Here is a 16,574-nt window from a genome sequence, read left to right on the forward strand (position 1 = left end):
GACACCGCACCCGCAGGGACCTCAATGAAATTATATGACTTCATCGGCGAGCACATGGAGGCCATTCTCGCGGAATGGGAAGCCTTCGCACGCACGCTGGACCCGGCGACCAACCACATGTCGGCGGTGGCGCTGCGCGACCATGCGCGGCAGATCCTGCAAACCATCGCACTCGACATCAACACGACGCAAAATTCCGCACAGCAATTCGAGAAATCCCAGGGAATGGCCGACGACGACGCCGACAGCGACGAACACAGCGCGGCCTCGATCCATGGCGCGTTGCGCCAGGCCAGCCATTTCTCGCTGTTGCAGCTGAGTGCGGAATTTCGCGCGCTGCGCGCCACCGTGCTGCGGCTGTGGCTGCCGCAAGTGCGGACGATGTCGGCCGGCAGGGTTGACGAAATGGTGCGCTTCAACGAGGCCATCGACCAGGCCCTGGCCGAATCCATCGTTACCTACTCGGCCCGCGCCGAGCAGACCCGCGACCTGTTCCTGGCTGTCCTCGGCCACGATTTGCGCGCGCCCTTGTCGACCATGTCGCTGGCCGGCCAGCTGTTGCTGCGTCCGGACACGCCGCCCGAGAAGGTGTTACAGATCGCCGCCCGCGTCAAACGCAGCGCCCATTTGATGGTCAGCATGGTCGACGACCTGCTCGGCTACACCCGCACCCAGCTCGGCAGCGGTATGCCGATGGTGCTGCTGCACGCCGACCTCGGCAACATCTGCCAGTCCGCCATCGAAGACGCCAAGGCGGTGCACCCGGCCTGCGAGTTCGAGCTGAGCGCGGCGGGCAGGCTGGGCGGCGCTTTCGACAGCGTGCGCCTGCACCAATTATGCACCAACCTGTTCGTCAACGCCGCCCAATATGGCGCCAAGGGGCGCCCGGTGCTGGTCGACGTGCGCGGCGAGGGTGAGCAGGTGGTGCTGCGGGTCACCAATTTCGGCGCCGTCATCGCGCAGGCATCGTTGCAGGCGATCTTCCAGCCACTGATCCAGCTCGAGGCCGACGAGGAACAGGACGCGCGCCCGCGCACCAGCCTCGGGCTGGGCCTGTTCGTCGCGCGCGAAATCGCGCTGGCGCACGGCGGCGGCATCGCCGCCACCTCGAGCGAGGCCGAGGGCACCGTTTTCACCGTGCGCCTGCCGCGCGGCGCGGCGCCGGCGTAGACTCGGCCGACCCCGGCGCTAGGCGCGGCGGCGGTTGCCGTCGACGCGCTCGCGCTCGATCAAGGGCGGATTCGACTCGCCGCTGAAAAACTGCCGGTTGTTGCGGCCCCTCGCCTTGGCCCGGTACATCGCCGCGTCGGCGTTCCTGAGCAGGGTATCGGCGTCGTGGCCGTCGTCCGGGTACACGCTGATACCGATGCTGGCGCTGACGTACAGTCCGTGCCGAGCCACCGCGTGCGGCGCCGCCATCGCCGCCAGCACCTTGTCGGCACTGACGGCGGCGTCGGTGGCGCAGCCGATGTCGGGCATCACTACCACGAACTCGTCGCCGCCCTGGCGGCTGACCGTGTCGGCGCCGCGCACACTGGCGCGCAGGCGCCGCGCCACCGATTGCAGCAGCAGGTCGCCGGTGGCGTGGCCGAGCGAGTCGTTGACGTGTTTGAAATTGTCCAGGTCCACATACAACACGGCGAAGCCGCCGCCGCGGCGCTGCGCCTGCTCGACGGCCTGGCCGATGCGGTCGTTCAGCAAGACCCGGTTCGGCAAGTCGGTCAGGAAATCGTGCTGCGCCAGGTGCGCCATCTTGACGCCGATCGCGCGCGTCGCGCTGATGTCGCGAAACACCATCACGGCGCCGACCAGGCGTTCGCCGGCGTCGTGGATCGGCGTGGCCGAATCGGCGATGGCCGCCTCGCTGCCGTCGCGGCGCAGCAGCAGCGCGCCCGGCGCCAGCACGGTCGGCGCGTCGCCGCCCAGCGCCAGTTCCAACGGATGCGGCAGCGGCATGCGCATCGCGCCGCACACCAGCGGCATCACCTCGCCGACCTGCAGCCCGCGCGCCTGGGCCAGCGACCAGCCGGTGACGGCCTCGGCCGCAGGGTTCAGGTAGTCGACCCGCCCCTCGAGGTCCACGCCGACGACGGCGTCGCCCATCGAATTGAGGGTGTTCTCGGCGCGCGCCAGCCGCGACGCCAGCGCGACGCGCTCGACGACGTGGCGCAGCGACTGCGGCAGCAGCGCGCTGCGGAAGTGGGCTTTGGAAAAGTGCCCGTGCGCGCCGCGGCGCATCGCCTGGTCGGCCAGCGCCTGGTCCTCGCCCAGCGTCAGGATAGGCGTGTCCGGCGCGGCCGCGGCCAGCGCCTCGACGCCGGCCTTGCCGGCGCCGTCGGGCAGCGCCAAGTCGGCCAGGATGGCGTCGAAGCGGCCGCCGCGCAGGCAATCGAGGGCCTCGCCCAAGCCGCGCGCCCAGGCCGCGTCGAACCCGCCGTGGCGGTCGCCGCGCAGCACGTCCTTCAGGGCGCCGGCGCTGGCCGGGTCGGCGGTAACGATCAATACTCGGCTCATTGCATACTTTCTGGTGGCGCCAACGCTAACGAAACCCCCAGCGGCCGGCGAAAAAACGATGGGCAACCGGACCAGGCCGGTCGGCCATGATGGAAACGATATTGTTGACATGAATTTTCTAACGCAGCTAGAGTAGACAGCATTTGCCGCTGGCGGACTGTGCGCTAGCACACCCAGGTCCGGCCAGCGCGCACCCGGTTAAAAATATTTGTACGAAGGTCTTATTTCACATAGGCTACAATGGCGCAAAGGACAGGGTGACGACACCCTGACGTTACGCAAACGGAATTCGCCCTTGCACGTTGCATATATTTTATTGGCCATGCATGGATAAACACCACGACAATCGGCAGCAGTTGAGTCTTGACGCGCCCCCGCAGTTTCAGGGTCGGCGGTCGGGCCGCCCGTCCGCGCTCAAAGCGCCCATCTGACGGCGCCGCCAATGTCCAACCACGACCTCCCAGTTGACGCCGCGACGGCGCCATCCCCGGCCGGCGGCACGCCTGCCGAGTGGCAGGCGCTGCGGCGCGAGGTGGCGCAGTTGCGCGAGGCCAACCAGAACCTGACGCTGGCCGCGCTCAGCGCCCAGACCCTGCGCGACGAGGCCGAGGCGAGCAGCCAGCGGCAAAACGAATTCCTGTCGACGCTGGCGCACGAGCTGCGCAACCCGCTGGCGCCGATCAGCATGGCCGCCATCCTGCTCGGCCGCGTCGCCGACGCGCCGCCGCAGGTGGCGAGCCTGCAGGACACCATCAGCCGCCAGGTGGAACATATGTCGCGCCTGCTCGACGAGCTGCTCGACGTGGCCCGCATCCGCGACGGCAAGGCCACGCTGCCGCTGTCGCGCACCCCGGACGCGGCGTCGCCGGCACCCAAACGCCAAGTGGCGGCGGCCGGCTACCGCATCCTGCTGGTCGAGGACAACGCCGACGCCAGCGCCACCCTGAGGGACTTCCTCCAACTCGAGGGCCATACCGTCAGCACCGCCTACGACGGCACCAACGGCCTGGCGATGGCGCGCGGGCGCGATTACGACGTGCTGATCTGCGACATCGGCCTGCCCGGCATGAACGGTTTCGACCTGATCCGCGAACTGCGCGCCTCCACCGACACCCACATCCCGTTCGCCATCGCCCTGTCCGGCTATGGCCAGCCGCAAGACCGCGCGCGCGCCATCATGGCCGGCTTCGGCCACTACTTCGTCAAGCCGGTCGACGTCGACGCGCTGTTGGCGTTGATCGCCTCGAGCGCCGTCTCGAAGCTGGTGGCGCCGCCCGCCTGAGCGGAGGGCGGCGCCCGGCTACACCGCCAAATGCCGCCTGACGTCCTCGCCGTCCATCAGCTCCGGCGCGCCGCCGGCGACCACCTCGCCGCGCGACAGCACGACGAACTTGTCGGCCAGCGCGCGGGCGAAATCGAAATACTGCTCGCACAACAGCACGGCGATGTCGCCGCGCTGGCGCAGCAGCCGGATCACCCGCTCGATGTCCTTGATGATGGACGGCTGGATGCCCTCGGTCGGCTCGTCGAGAATGATCAGCCGCGGCCGCGCCAGCAGCGCGCGGGCGATCGCCAGTTGCTGCTGCTGGCCGCCGGACAGGTCGCCGCCGCGCCGCCGCAACATCTCCTTCAACACCGGAAACAGCTCGTACACCTCGCCGTCGATGCGGGCAGCGTTGCGGCCGGAACGCGTCGCCATGCCCATCAGCAAATTCTCCTCGACCGTCAGGCGGGCGAAGATCTCGCGCCCCTGCGGCACGTAGGCGATGCCCAGCCTGGCCCGTTCGTGCGGCGCCAGCCGGGTGATGTCGCGGCCGTTGAAGACGACCCTGCCCTGCGCCACCGGCAGCACGCCCATCAGGCATTTCAGCAAGGTGGTCTTGCCGACGCCGTTACGGCCCAGCAAGGTCAGGCACTCGCCCTTGTCGAGCGACAGCGACACGCCGCGCAAGGTGTGCGAGGAACCGTAATACTGGCTTAATTGTTCCACTTGTAGCATCTTAGCGCCCCAGATACACTTCAATGACCCGCTCGTCGGCCTGGACCTGGTCCATGCGCCCCTGCGCCAGCACCGCGCCCTCGTGCAACACGCTCACGACGCCCTGCTGCGCGATCTCGGCGACGAAGCCCATGTCGTGCTCGACAACCATGATCGAATGCTTGCCGCGCAACTCGTTGAGCAGCTCGGCGGTGCGCGCCGTCTCGGCGTCGGACATGCCGGCCACCGGCTCGTCGAGCAGGATCAGCTGCGGCTCCTGCATCAGCAGCATGCCGATCTCCAGCCACTGCTTCTGGCCGTGCGACAACAAACCGGCCGGCCGGTGTTCCTGGCCGCGCAGGCGGATCAGCGCCAGGATCTCGTCGATCTTGCCCTTTTGCTCGGACGACAGCCGCGCAAACAGGGTCGGGCGCACCCGCTTGTCCATCTTCATCGCCAGTTCCAGGTTTTCGAACACGCTGTGCTGCTCGAACACCGTCGGGCGCTGGAACTTGCGGCCGACGCCGGCGCGGGCGATGTCGTATTCGGTCATGCGCGACAAGTCCATGGTCTGGCCGAACCAGGCGGTGCCGGAACTGGGCCGCGTCTTGCCGGTAATCACGTCCATCATCGTGGTCTTGCCGGCGCCGTTGGGGCCGATAATGCAACGCAACTCGCCCACCGAGATATCCAGGCTGAGCTTGTTGAGCGCCTTGAAGCCGTCGAAGGACACGGTGATATCCTCCAGATACAGGATCGCGCCGTGGCGGGTGTCGACGCCCTCGCCCTTTACGCGGCCGTAGGAAACGCCCTGCCCGCCGCTCTCTCCGCGCATTGGCGCCGCGACTGCGTTCATACCGTCTCCCCTTCCACGGCGCCGCCGCCACGCTTGAATGTAATTTTTTGCAACAAGCCGACGATGCCCTTCTGCATAAACAGCGTCACCAGGATGAAGAGCAGTCCCAGCGCGAACAACCACAAGTCCGGCAGCGCCGCCGTGAACCAGCTTTTCAAACCGTTTACCGCGAAAGCGCCGACGACAGGCCCGACCAGCGTGCCGCGCCCGCCGACGGCGGCCCAGATCACCATCTCAATCGAATTTCCCGGCGACATCTCGGACGGGTTGATGATGCCCACCTGCGGCACGTACAGCGCGCCGGCGACGCCGCACAGCACCGCCGACAGGGTCCAGACGAACAGCTTGAACCACAGCGGGTTGTAGCCGATGAACATCAGGCGCGACTCCGCGTCGCGCACCGCCTGCAGCACCCGGCCCAGCTTGGACTTGACGATGGCGCGGCACAACACCAGCGCGCCAAGCAGGAAGGCCAGCGTCAGCAAATACAGCACGGCCTTGGTGGCCGGCGCCGTGACGCTGTGGCCGAGAATGCGCTTGAAGTCGGTAAAGCCGTTGTTGCCGCCAAAGCCGGTGTCGTTGCGGAAAAACAGCAGCATGAAAGCGTACGTCATGGCCTGCGTGATGATGGAGAAATACACGCCCTTGATGCGCGAGCGGAACGCGAAATAGCCGAAGACGAAGGCCAGCGCGCCCGGCACCAGCACCACCAGCGCCATGCAGTACCAGAAATTGTCCGTCATGGCCCAATACCAGGGGTAGGCTTTCCAGTCGAGAAAAACCATGAAGTCGGGCAGATGGCTTTGATACACGCCGTCGCGGCCGATCGAGCGCATCAGATACATGCCGTGGGCGTAGGCGCCCAGCGCGAAAAACACGCCGTGGCCGAGCGAGAGGATGCCGGTGTAGCCCCACACCAGGTCGAGCGCCAGCGCCGCCAGCGCGTAACACATGAACTTGCCGACCAGCGCCACGGTGTAGCTCGACACGTGCAGCGCGTGGCCGTCTGGAAAGGCCAGGTTCAGCAGCGGCAGCAAAGCCGCCAGCATGGCGCAGGCGACGATGGCGCACCAGGCCGGGCGGGAAAACAGCGATGACGCCAGGGAGGAATTGCTCATTAGTCGACGCTCCGTCCCTTCATCGCGAACAGCCCTTGCGGACGGCGCTGGATGAAAATGATGATGAATACAAGAATGACGATTTTGGCCATCACGGCGCCGGCCAGCGGTTCGAGGAATTTGTTGACCTCGCCCAGGCCGAGCGCGGCGATGACGGTGCCGGCCAATTGGCCGACGCCGCCCAGCACCACCACCATGAAGGAGTCGACGATATAGCTTTGCCCCAGGTCCGGGCCGACGTTGCCCAGCTGCGACAGCGCCACCCCGCCCAGCCCGGCGATGCCGGAGCCGAGGCCGAAGGTCATCATATCGATCTTGCCGGTGGACACGCCGACGCAAGCGGCCATGCGGCGGTTTTGCGTGACGGCGCGCACGAACAGGCCGAGCCGGGTCTTGTTGAGGATCAGCCAGACCGCGACGACGACGAACAGCGCGAAGAAAATGATGACGATGCGGTTGTACGACAGCACCAGCGAGCCCAGCACGGTGACGCCGCCGGACATCCACGACGGATTGGCGACCTCGACGTTTTGCGCGCCGAACACCGTGCGCACCAGTTGCATCAGCATCAGGCTGATGCCCCAGGTCGCCAACAGCGTTTCGAGAGGGCGGCCGTAGAGCCAGCGGATGACCGTGCGCTCCAGCGCCACGCCGACCGCGCCGGCGACCAGGAAGGCGGCCGGCAGTGCCACGAGCAGATAGGCGTCGACCGCCCCGGGCAGGAATTTGCGGAACAACAATTGGCAGACATAGGTGGTGTAGGCGCCTATCATCAGCAATTCGCCGTGCGCCATGTTGATAATGCCCATCAGGCCGAAGGTGATGGCCAGCCCCAGCGCCGCCAGCAGCAGCACGCTGCCGAGCGAAATACCATAGAACAGGTTGCCGATGAATTCGGTACGCCGGACCCGGCCGCGGATCTCGCCGAGCGTGGCGACGACGGCGATGCGCACCGCCTCGTCCGGCTCGACGTTGCCGCCGTCGGGATTTTTTTCCAGCATTCTTTGCAACTGCGGCAAAAGCTTGGCGTCGCTGCTGTCGGCCAGGGCGCGCACGGCGGCTTGGCGCAGCGCCGGCTCGGGCGCCTGCAAATTGGCGCTGGCGATCAGTAGTTGCAGGATGGTCTTGATGGTGGCGTCGGATTCTTTCTCCAGCGCCTTCTGGACCAGCGGCACCTGGACCGGCTCTAACGTCTTTTGCAACTCCAGCGCCGCGGCCAGGCGCAGCGCGGGCTCCGGCGCGAACAGTTTCAATCCCGACAGCGCGCCCTCGACGGCGCCGCGCAAACGGTTGTTGACGACGATGCCGTCTGCGCCCTCCGGCAACGGAGCGCTGACGCCGGTGGCGGGATCGAAGGCCCGCCCGCCGTCGACGATCACGACCTTGCCGTCGGGCACGGCGTACAAGGCGTCATTCTTCAGTGCCAGCAAGACCCTGGCGGCGTCCTCGTTGGCCAGCGCGGCGATGCGCGCCACCGCGGCGATGCGGGCGTCGGCATCGTCGCCGGCCAGCGGCGCCAGCACGGCCGCGTCGATGGCGGCCTGCGCCGCGAGCGCGTGCAGGCACAGGCAGCCGAGCAACAGCAGTTTTTTTATCGACATCATTCGTTTCGTTTGTTGTGAAGGTGGAAGGCCGAAAACCGGGCCAGGCAGATTTGTAGGTCGGGTTAGCGCACAGCGCGTAACCCGACTGGCGTCGGCAGCGGCTCGGCGTCGGATGACGCGTTCCGCTAATCCGACCTACGACACGCAAGGTTCCCGGCGCCCTAGCGGCGCGACATCACAACTTCTGCTTGGCCTCGTTACCCGCGATAAACGGGCTCCACGGCTGCGCGCGGATCGGCGCCTTGGTTTTCCATACCACGTTGAACTGGCCATCACCCTTGATTTCGCCGATCATCACCGGCTTGTGCAAATGATGATTGGTCGGGTCCATGGTCAGGGTGAAACCGGACGGCGCCTTGAAGGTCTGCCCGCCCATCGCCGCGATCACCTTGTCGGTATCGGTCGACTTGGCCTTTTCCACGGCCTGCTTCCACATATGTATACCGACATAGGTCGCCTCCATCGGATCGTTGGTCACCGCCGACGCCGCGTTGGGCAACTTCTTGGCGAGCGCGTACGCCTTCCATTGCTTGATGAACGCGCTGTTGACCGGATTCTTGACGGACTCAAAATAGTTCCACGCCGCCAGATGGCCCAGCAAAGGCTTGGTGTCGACGCCGCGCAACTCCTCCTCGCCCACCGAGAACGCCACCACCGGCACGTCGGTCGCCTTCAGGCCGGCGTTGCCCAATTCCTTATAAAAAGGCACATTGGAATCGCCGTTGATCGTCGAGATTACCGCGGTTTTGCCGCCGGCCGAAAACTTCTTGATATTGGCGACGATGGTTTGATAGTCGGCATGCCCGAACGGGGTATACACCTCGTCGATGTCCGAGTCCTTGACGCCCTTGCTTTTCAGGAAGGCGCGCAGGATCTTGTTGGTGGTGCGCGGATAGACGTAATCGGTGCCGAGCAGCACGAAACGCTTGGCGCCGCCGCCGTCCTTGCTCATCAGATATTCGACCGCCGGAATCGCCTGCTGGTTCGGCGCGGCGCCGGTGTAGAACACATTCTTTTCCAATTCCTCGCCCTCGTATTGCACCGGATAGAACAACAGGCTGTTGAGTTCCTTGAACACCGGCAAGGCGGATTTGCGCGACACCGACGTCCAGCAGCCGAAGACGACGGCAACCTTGTCCTGCGACACCAGTTGGCGCGCCTTCTCGGCGAACAGCGGCCAGTTTGACGCCGGGTCCACGATGACCGCTTCCAGTTTCTTGCCCATCACGCCGCCGCTGGCGTTGATCTCGTCGATCGTCATCAAGGCGACATCCTTCAGCGAGGTCTCGGAAATGGCCATCGTGCCCGACAGCGAATGCAAAATGCCGATCTTGATGGTGTCGCCGGCAATCGCCGCGTGCATAAAGGACGAAGTCGTTAGAGCCAAAGCGGCCGCCGCGCTCGCTTTCAGAAGAATACGTCGTGACATGGTTGCTCCTGGGTGGTTGAAATCGAAAAGTTTGTAAAAAGGACCGACACAGCATCTATAGCAGGATGCGTGCCACCTTTTTCAGTGCGTTTTTTCGATTCCAGGGCCAGGCGGGCTATCGTTTCTGGTGCGGGCGCGCCGCAGCTTGGTGAGCTTTGCGCGGTGCCCGCGAAGGACGTATTAAAACGGTGCGCCCCACGAGCGGGGACACCTAGGTCGGATTAGCCCATCGGGCGTAATCCGACAATGTTGGCCGACGCAAGACGCGCTGCTCGAGGCCAACATTAAAGGCATTCAACTCAAGAGCGGATTTTGCGCCAAGCCTTGCGCCCGAGCGGGAACAGCAGCAGGAAGGCCAGAATCCACGGCAACATATACGCCAGTCCGGTGATCGCGCCGGCCATGCCGCTCGATAGGTTGCCGGAAAAATCGCCCAGCGCGTGGCGCACCGGCGTCCAGAACGAGCGGTTCATGCGCGTGCCGATCGACACCTTCAACACGTCCTTGTTGACCCGCTCCATCAGGCGCGCGTTGTCGCCGCTGGCCTGTTCCAGCTCGGACTGGATGGTGGCCAGTTCGCGCGACACCTTGATCAGCGCGTCGACGTCGCGTTCGGCGCGGCGCTCCAGTTCCTGCAACTTCTTCTGGTATTGCTTGAGCATGTCGAGCCGCTTGTTGCTGTCGACGATAGGACCGGCCAAGTCTTCCACCTCGGTGGACTGGCTGACCAGTTCGCCGCCGGCCGACGCCTGGGCGAGCAGGCGGCGCACGCCGGCCGGGGCGGCGCGAAAGCTGACGCGCGCACTGACGTCGCGGCCACTGCTGAGTTCGGAATCGAGCAGCACGCAGCCGTCGGCGGGCTCCGCTTTACAGGTTGCGACCAACTTATCATACAAGGGCCGCACGCCGTCCTCGGCCGTATCGACCGAGGCGGAATGGGCGTACGCCAGGTAGGCGCTGCCCTTGCCCTTGTCGCCCACGCTGACCGCCGCGCCGCCCGGACCGCCCGCGTCCCTTTTCGCGCCGCAGCCCGCCAGCAGCAGCGTGCCTATCAAAACCGGAAAAATCACTTTCATTTCTTTGTTCTCATAAGAAGACACAGGCCACGTATTTCGAGAACGCGCTCGAAATCGTGGCCTGGTGGATGTGGAGTTGTTGCTTGAATTATTTAGCGGGGAATATTGTTTTTATGAACATATGCATATTAACCCATTTAGCAACAATAACAGCAGTCAAGCTTGCCTGTCTTACAACACCGGTTGCAGCAGCGGATAGGGGTTTTGCGGCGCGCCCTTCCACCACTCTTTGGCCGGCTCCAATTCAAAGACGGCGAAATGCAGATGGGGCGCGGCGGGATCGGCGTTGCCGGTGGTGCCGACGTAGCCAAGCAGCTCGCCGCGCTTCAAGACCTTGCCCTCGACGACGCCGGGCGCGTAGCGGTCCAGGTGGGCGTAGTAATAGGCGAACTTTTCGCTGGCGTCGAACTGGTACAAGGTCACTCCGCCCGGCTTGCTGATAAACAGCTTGGCCACCTTGCCGTCCGCCGCCGCCAGCACCTTGGCGCCCTTTGGGGCCATGATGTCGAGCGCTTCATGGCGGCGTTCGCCGGGGCGCGGCTGGTTAAAGGTATCGCTCAGTTGGGCAAACGTGACGCCCTCCACCGGCATCTGCAAGACGGCGGCGGAAGCGGTGCTGGCCGTTGTGGAGGCGGCGGGCAGCGCCGACGGGTCGGCAATCTGCGGCACGGCGCCGACCTGCGGCGCCGCCGCCGGGGTGGCCAGCGGCTGCTGCGCCGTCGTCGCCAGCGGCGGCTGCACCGCGACGGCCAACGGCGCCGGCGCGACCGGCGGCGCGGCCGAGTGCGGCTTTAAGGCAAGGAAGAAAAACATGGCGCCGGCCCCCAGCGCGAGCGCCAGCAAGATAAAGATCCCTTTTCGCATCATATTCTCCTGGTTATTCCTGCAACAACACTTGCGCGCCGGCCGACACCGCCTTGGCCACGGCCGTCACGTCCCAGTTCGTCAAACGGATGCAACCGTGCGACTGGGTCTTGCCTATCGTCGACGGCGACGGCGTGCCGTGGATGCCGTAGTGCGGCTTGGACAAGTCGATCCACGCCACGCCGACCGGATTGTTCGGTCCCGGCGCGATCTTCGCCGCCTTCTCGTCCGCCTTGGCGTCCCAGAACAGTTTCGGGTTGTAATGGAAGACCGGATTCATGAGCACGCTGTCAACCTTCCATTCGCCGACCGGCAAAGGGTCGCGCGAACTGCCGGTGGTGGCCGGATATTGCGCCAGCACCACGCCCTCCGCGTCAAGCAGCGTCAGGGTGCCGTCGGAGCGGTCGACCACGATTTTCTTCGCCTGCGACAGGGGCGCGATGTCGAGCACGTTCGGTACGACGATCTGTTCGCCGGCGCGGCTAAAATCGCGGCCCGGATTGAGCCGTTTCAGCAGCGCCGGGCTGGCGTGGAATTTCTCGGCCAACGCCTCCTCGGCACTGGCGTAGCCGAGCGCGGTCAGTTTCGCCTGCTCCGCCATATTCACCGGCACCGCGGCAAACGGACCGGCAACGTCGCTCTCCTGCAACGTGTAGGGGATCAACACCGCGGCCGCGTCGGCGTTCAGCGCCGTCCACGTGGCGGCGTCCACCGTTCCGCTGACGTTGATGCCCTGCTTTTTCTGGTAGCCGGCGATGGCCAGGCGCAGGTTCGACCCGTATGCGCCGTCCAGTTCGCCGGACGAGAATCGCGCGCGGTCGAGCAGGATTTGCGCGCGCAGCACCGCCGCGCCCTTGGCGTTGGCGCCCACCGTGGGCGCGGCGTCGGCGGCGTTGACCGCCTCGACCGACCAGGCGCCGGCGGCGGGGGCCGCCTGCGCAAATGCCGCGCTGGCGGCGCAGGCGCTAATAACTGCCAGAAGAGTACGCTTTAACATGGTTTCCTTAGCCGCGAAGAGGGGTGTGAGTAGCCAGGATAGTTGCTCGCGGCCACTTGATCTGTACGCTAGCGTACCTTTCAATCGACCACGCCCGAGCGTCGCCGTTGTAGACATGGAACAAGGAAGCCGCATTATTCCAAGCAATCCGGCGGAAACTGGAGAACACTATGACGCGTTGCAACATGCCGGCCCGGCGTGGCTCATGTTTGCTATTTGGCACCGGCCCGGCAACTGGTATCATGCGAACCTTGCAGCTGGCGATCCGTTTTCCCGCCGTCCCGCCGCCCGCCGCCGCGGGCCGGACGGCCGGATGGCCGGGCGCGCGGCGCTGCCGCATTGCATCATCTACCTCGGGTCCGCCTCGCCATGGCCAGGCGCAGGCCCGACTTATTAATCTGAGCTGTTCCTAATTCACGGGCATTGAATGACCAATTCGACCTCACAACCGCAACCGCCGTCGTTCTGGAGCAGAATTCCGCTCGCCTTCGGCGCCTTCTTCAGCACTCTGTCCGACCCGGCCTACGCGGCGCGCGTGCGCGCCCTGTCCGAACCCGCCGTCGCCGCCGCGCCGGTCGCGACCGCGCCGACCCGCGCGCCCGAACCGGCCCAAGCCGCGCCCGCACCGGTACGCCCGCTGAAGGAAGCGAGTCCCGACGCCGCCCTGCAACTGCTGGCCCTGCTGCAACGCGAAGCGCGCCTGATCGACTTCACCCAGGAAAACCTGACGGCCTATTCGGACGCCGACATCGGCGCCGCCGCCCGCGTGGTCCACGAGGGTTGCAGCAAGGTGCTGCGCGAACATTTCACCATCGAGCCGGTGCGCACCGAAGCCGAAGGCAGCCGTATCGTGCTGGAGAACGGCTTCGACGCCGGCGCCGTGCGCCTGACCGGCAACGTGGTCGGCAGCGCGCCCTTCCGCGGCAGCCTCAGCCATCGCGGCTGGCGCGCCGCCAGCGTGCGCCTGCCGAAATTGACCGACAGCCATGACGCCAGCGTGCTGGCGCCGGCGGAGGTGGAATTATGAGCGAGCCGCGTTTCGCCATCGGCATCGACCTTGGCACCACCCACAGCGCGCTGTCGTATGTCGACCTGGGCGCCAGCGACGGCGAAAAATCGGTGCACGGCGTACTGGCCGTGCCGCAACTGACGGCGCCCGGCACGGTGGAGGAATTGCCGCTGCTGCCGTCCTTCCTGTACCTGCCGCACGCCGAGGAAATGGCGCCCGGCGAGCTGGGCCTGCCTTGGCGCGAACAGCAAAGCAACACCGACTACGTGGTCGGCGAAATGGCCCGCAGCCGCGGCGCCACCACGCCGATCCGCCTGGTGTCGAGCGCCAAAAGCTGGTTGTGCCACCCCGGCGTCGACCGCCGCGCCGCGATCCTGCCCAACGACGCCCCGGCCGAGGTGGAACGGGTGTCGCCGATCACCGCCTCGACCCGCTACCTGGAGCACCTGCGCCAGGCCTGGGACGCCGCCCATCCCGAGGCGCCGTTCGCCGAGCAGGAAATCACCGTGACGATTCCGGCCTCGTTCGACCCGGCCGCGCGCGAATTGACGGCCGAGGCCGCCACCACGGCCGGCTACGCCTCGCTGACGCTGCTGGAGGAACCGCAGGCGGCGCTGTACAGCTGGATTCAAAGCAGCGCCGGCAACTGGCGCAAGGAAGTCAAGCCGGGCGACATCATCCTGGTGGTCGACGTCGGCGGCGGCACCAGCGATTTTTCGCTGATCGCCATCCTCGAACGCGACGGCAACCTGGAACCGCACCGGGTCGCGGTGGGCGAGCACATATTGCTCGGCGGCGACAATATGGACTTGGCGCTGGCCCACTTGGTGGCGCGCAAGGTCGCCGCCGCCGGCACCCAGCTCGACCCGTGGCAAATGCGCGCGCTGACCTACGGCTGCCGCAGCGCCAAGGAAACTCTGCTGGCCGACGCCAGCATCGAGTCGCTGCCGATCGTCGTGCCGAGCCGCGGCTCGAAACTGATCGGCGGCTCGATCCGCACCGAACTGACGCGCGCCGAAGTCACCAATTTCATCCTGGAAGGCTTCTTCCCGAAAGTGGAGGCGTCGGCCCGTCCGGCCGTGCGCGCCCGCTCCGGCCTGACCCAGCTCGGCCTGCCGTACGCGCAGGACGCCGCCATCACCCGCCACCTGGCCGCCTTCCTCGGCCGCCAGGTCGAAGCCACCAGTGAACTGCAAGGTTTCAACGGCGCGCTGAAGGCCGACGCCAGCTTCCTGCACCCGACCGCCGTGCTATTCAACGGCGGCGTGTTCAAATCCGATATTTTGGTCGAACGTATCCTCAGTACCGTCAACGACTGGCTTTACCTGGAGGGCGCGGAACCGGCGCGCATGCTCAGCGGCGCCGACCTCGACCTGGCGGTGGCGCGCGGCGCGGCCTATTACAGCTATGTGCGGCGCGGCCACGGCGTGCGCATCCGCGGCGGCACCGCGCGCTCCTACTATGTCGCGGTGGAATCGGCGATGCCGGCCATTCCCGGCATGGAACCGCCGATCCAGGCGCTGTGCGTGGCCCCGTTCGGCATGGAGGAAGGCACCGAGGCGGAATTGCCGACGCAACAATTCGGTCTGGTGGTCGGCGCGCCGGTGCATTTCCGCTTCTTCGGCTCGTCGGTGCGCCGGCATGACCAGATCGGCACCATGCTGGACTTCTGGCAAGCCGACGAATTGCAGGAACTCAACGAAATCCACGCCACCCTGGCCGCCGACGGCCGCCAGGCCGGCGACGTGGTGCAGGTGAAACTGCACGCCAAGGTCACCGATTCGGGCACGCTGGAGTTAATGGCCGTGTCCGACGCCGACGGCCAGCGCTGGAAAGTCGAGTTCGACGTGCGCGGCCAGTCCGGCGGGCAATGAAGCAATACGTCGTCAGTATCGACCTGGGCACGACCAACACGGTCGTTGCCTACTCGACAATAGGCGCCACACCGGGCAAGGACGCGATCCAGCTGTTCGACATCGAACAACTGCTGGCGCCCGGCGAGGTCGGCGCGCGCGCGCTGCTGCCGTCGCTGCGCTACCATCCGGCCGCCGGCGAACTGGCGCCCGGCGAACTACAATTGCCGTGGCCGCGGGCCGACGTGGCCGGCATCGACCAAGTCGTCGTCGGCACGCTGGCGCGGCAACTGGGCGCGCAAGTTCCCGGGCGGCTGGTCGCCAGCGCCAAAAGCTGGTTGTCGCACCCGCACGTCGACCGCCTCGCGTCCATCCTGCCGTGGGGCGCCGAAGGCGAGGTCGCCAAGGTCTCGCCGGTGGCGGCCAGCGCCAGCTACCTGGCCTACGTGCGCGCCGCGTGGAACTGGCGCTTTCCGCAACAGCCCCTTGAAGACCAGCAAGTCGTGCTGACCATTCCGGCCTCCTTCGACGACGGCGCCCGCGCGCTGACGATGGCGGCGGCGCGCCAGGCCGGCCTGCCCGGCGTGCGTTTTCTCGAGGAACCGCAGGCCGCTTTCTATGACTGGCTATACCGCCATCGCGCCGCGCTGAACCAGGAGCTGGCGCAAACGCGCCTGATTCTGGTCTGCGACGTCGGCGGCGGCACCACCGATTTCAGCCTCATCAAGGTGGAAGTGGCCGACGGCGAACCGCGGATCACCCGCATCGGCGTCGGCAACCACCTGATACTGGGCGGCGACAATATGGACCTGGCACTGGCGCACTTGGTCGAGGCTCGCCTGGCCACGGCTGGATCGGGGTCCGAACCGGCCGCGCGGCTGTCGGCGGCGCGCCTGTCGCAGCTGATGGAACGTTGCCGCGCCGCCAAGGAACAACTGCTCGCCGCCGACGCGCCCGAACGCGCCAGCGTGACCCTGCTCGGTGCCGGCGCGCGCCTGATCGGCGGCAGCCGCTCGGTCGAACTGACACGCGACGAAGTCGAACGGCTGGTCGTCGACGGCTTCTTCCCGCTGGTCGGCGCCGACGAAACGGCCAAGCGCGGCCGCGGCGGCATCGTCGAATTCGGCCTGCCCTACGCCAGCGACGCCGCCATTACCCGGCATCTGGCCAGCTTCTTGCGGCAGCACGCGGCGGGGGGGGGGGGGGGAGGGGGGGGGGGGGGGGGGGGGGGGGGGGGTGGGCGGGGGGGGGGGGATGCTCGATGTGTTCCTGCAAA

At 66.4% G+C, this 16,574-nt stretch carries 14 protein-coding genes; 5 read left to right on the plus strand and 9 right to left on the minus strand.

The genetic code is table 11. The annotated features are described in order from the left end of the window. The first annotated feature begins 24 nt into the window (after positions 1-24). Positions 25-1,170 (plus strand): sensor histidine kinase, encoded by a 1,146-nt coding sequence (locus ACFDR9_RS11460; RefSeq protein WP_409031075.1) that lies wholly within the window; start codon positions 25-27, stop codon positions 1,168-1,170. Between the two features lie 18 nt (positions 1,171-1,188). Here the strand turns inward: ACFDR9_RS11460 and ACFDR9_RS11465 are convergent, their stop codons facing one another. Continuing rightward, positions 1,189-2,514: a diguanylate cyclase gene (locus ACFDR9_RS11465; RefSeq protein ID WP_198291977.1), complete on the minus strand. Its 1,326-nt coding sequence runs from the start codon at positions 2,512-2,514 to the stop codon at positions 1,189-1,191. A 442-nt stretch (positions 2,515-2,956) separates the two neighbouring features. Between ACFDR9_RS11465 and ACFDR9_RS11470 the strand changes: the two genes are divergently transcribed. Continuing rightward, complete coding sequence (locus ACFDR9_RS11470) at positions 2,957-3,796, plus strand: response regulator (protein WP_017874974.1); 840 nt, start codon at positions 2,957-2,959, stop codon at positions 3,794-3,796. A gap of 18 nt (positions 3,797-3,814) precedes the next feature. On the opposite strand, the gene urtE is transcribed toward ACFDR9_RS11470, so the two are convergent. The 8 genes from urtE to ACFDR9_RS11510 all read right to left on the minus strand — a co-directional run bounded on the left by urtE (position 3,815) and on the right by ACFDR9_RS11510 (position 12,436). Next, entirely contained in the window at positions 3,815-4,513 is a 699-nt protein-coding gene (urtE, locus tag ACFDR9_RS11475; RefSeq protein WP_017874973.1) for an urea ABC transporter ATP-binding subunit UrtE, read from the minus strand. Between the two features lies 1 nt (position 4,514). Continuing rightward, a complete protein-coding gene (gene urtD, locus ACFDR9_RS11480; RefSeq protein ID WP_017874972.1) occupies positions 4,515-5,348 on the minus strand; it encodes an urea ABC transporter ATP-binding protein UrtD in 834 nt (277 codons plus the stop codon). Continuing rightward, positions 5,345-6,466 carry an urea ABC transporter permease subunit UrtC gene (gene urtC, locus ACFDR9_RS11485; protein ID WP_017874971.1) on the minus strand — a complete coding sequence of 374 codons (1,122 nt, stop codon included), beginning with the start codon at positions 6,464-6,466 and terminating at the stop codon, positions 5,345-5,347. The genes urtD and urtC overlap by 4 nt, the downstream gene beginning before the upstream one ends. Beyond that, on the minus strand, positions 6,466-8,070 hold the full coding sequence (gene urtB / locus ACFDR9_RS11490) for an urea ABC transporter permease subunit UrtB (protein ID WP_017874970.1): 1,605 nt from the start codon (positions 8,068-8,070) through the stop codon (positions 6,466-6,468). Before urtB ends, urtC begins: the two co-directional genes overlap by 1 nt. A 175-nt stretch (positions 8,071-8,245) precedes the next feature. After that, positions 8,246-9,499: an urea ABC transporter substrate-binding protein gene (gene urtA, locus ACFDR9_RS11495; RefSeq protein ID WP_409031076.1), complete on the minus strand. Its 1,254-nt coding sequence runs from the start codon at positions 9,497-9,499 to the stop codon at positions 8,246-8,248. A gap of 299 nt (positions 9,500-9,798) precedes the next feature. Next, positions 9,799-10,575 carry a DUF4349 domain-containing protein gene (locus ACFDR9_RS11500; protein ID WP_409031077.1) on the minus strand — a complete coding sequence of 259 codons (777 nt, stop codon included), beginning with the start codon at positions 10,573-10,575 and terminating at the stop codon, positions 9,799-9,801. A gap of 171 nt (positions 10,576-10,746) precedes the next feature. Continuing rightward, the gene (locus ACFDR9_RS11505) at positions 10,747-11,442 is read right to left on the minus strand and encodes a M23 family metallopeptidase (RefSeq protein WP_409031078.1); all 696 of its coding nucleotides are present in this window, start codon (positions 11,440-11,442) and stop codon (positions 10,747-10,749) included. A gap of 10 nt (positions 11,443-11,452) precedes the next feature. Next, complete coding sequence (locus ACFDR9_RS11510) at positions 11,453-12,436, minus strand: L,D-transpeptidase family protein (protein WP_409031079.1); 984 nt, start codon at positions 12,434-12,436, stop codon at positions 11,453-11,455. Positions 12,437-12,863: 427 nt separating this feature from the next. Here ACFDR9_RS11510 and ACFDR9_RS11515 point away from each other — a divergent pair, with 427 nt between their 5' ends. From ACFDR9_RS11515 to ACFDR9_RS11525, 3 genes are all read left to right on the plus strand, one after another. Next, a complete protein-coding gene (locus tag ACFDR9_RS11515) occupies positions 12,864-13,463 on the plus strand; it encodes a DUF2760 domain-containing protein (protein ID WP_017874965.1) in 600 nt (199 codons plus the stop codon). After that, positions 13,460-15,319 (plus strand): Hsp70 family protein, encoded by a 1,860-nt coding sequence (locus tag ACFDR9_RS11520; protein WP_409031080.1) that lies wholly within the window; start codon positions 13,460-13,462, stop codon positions 15,317-15,319. The genes ACFDR9_RS11515 and ACFDR9_RS11520 overlap by 4 nt, the downstream gene beginning before the upstream one ends. Continuing rightward, the coding region (locus ACFDR9_RS11525; protein ID WP_409031081.1) for an Hsp70 family protein at positions 15,316-16,574 on the plus strand (1,259 nt) is incomplete at its 3' end. The genes ACFDR9_RS11520 and ACFDR9_RS11525, both read left to right, overlap by 4 nt.

This window comes from Janthinobacterium sp. CG_23.3 (genome assembly GCF_046115965.1).
Classification (GTDB): Bacteria; Pseudomonadota; Gammaproteobacteria; order Burkholderiales; family Burkholderiaceae_D; genus Janthinobacterium.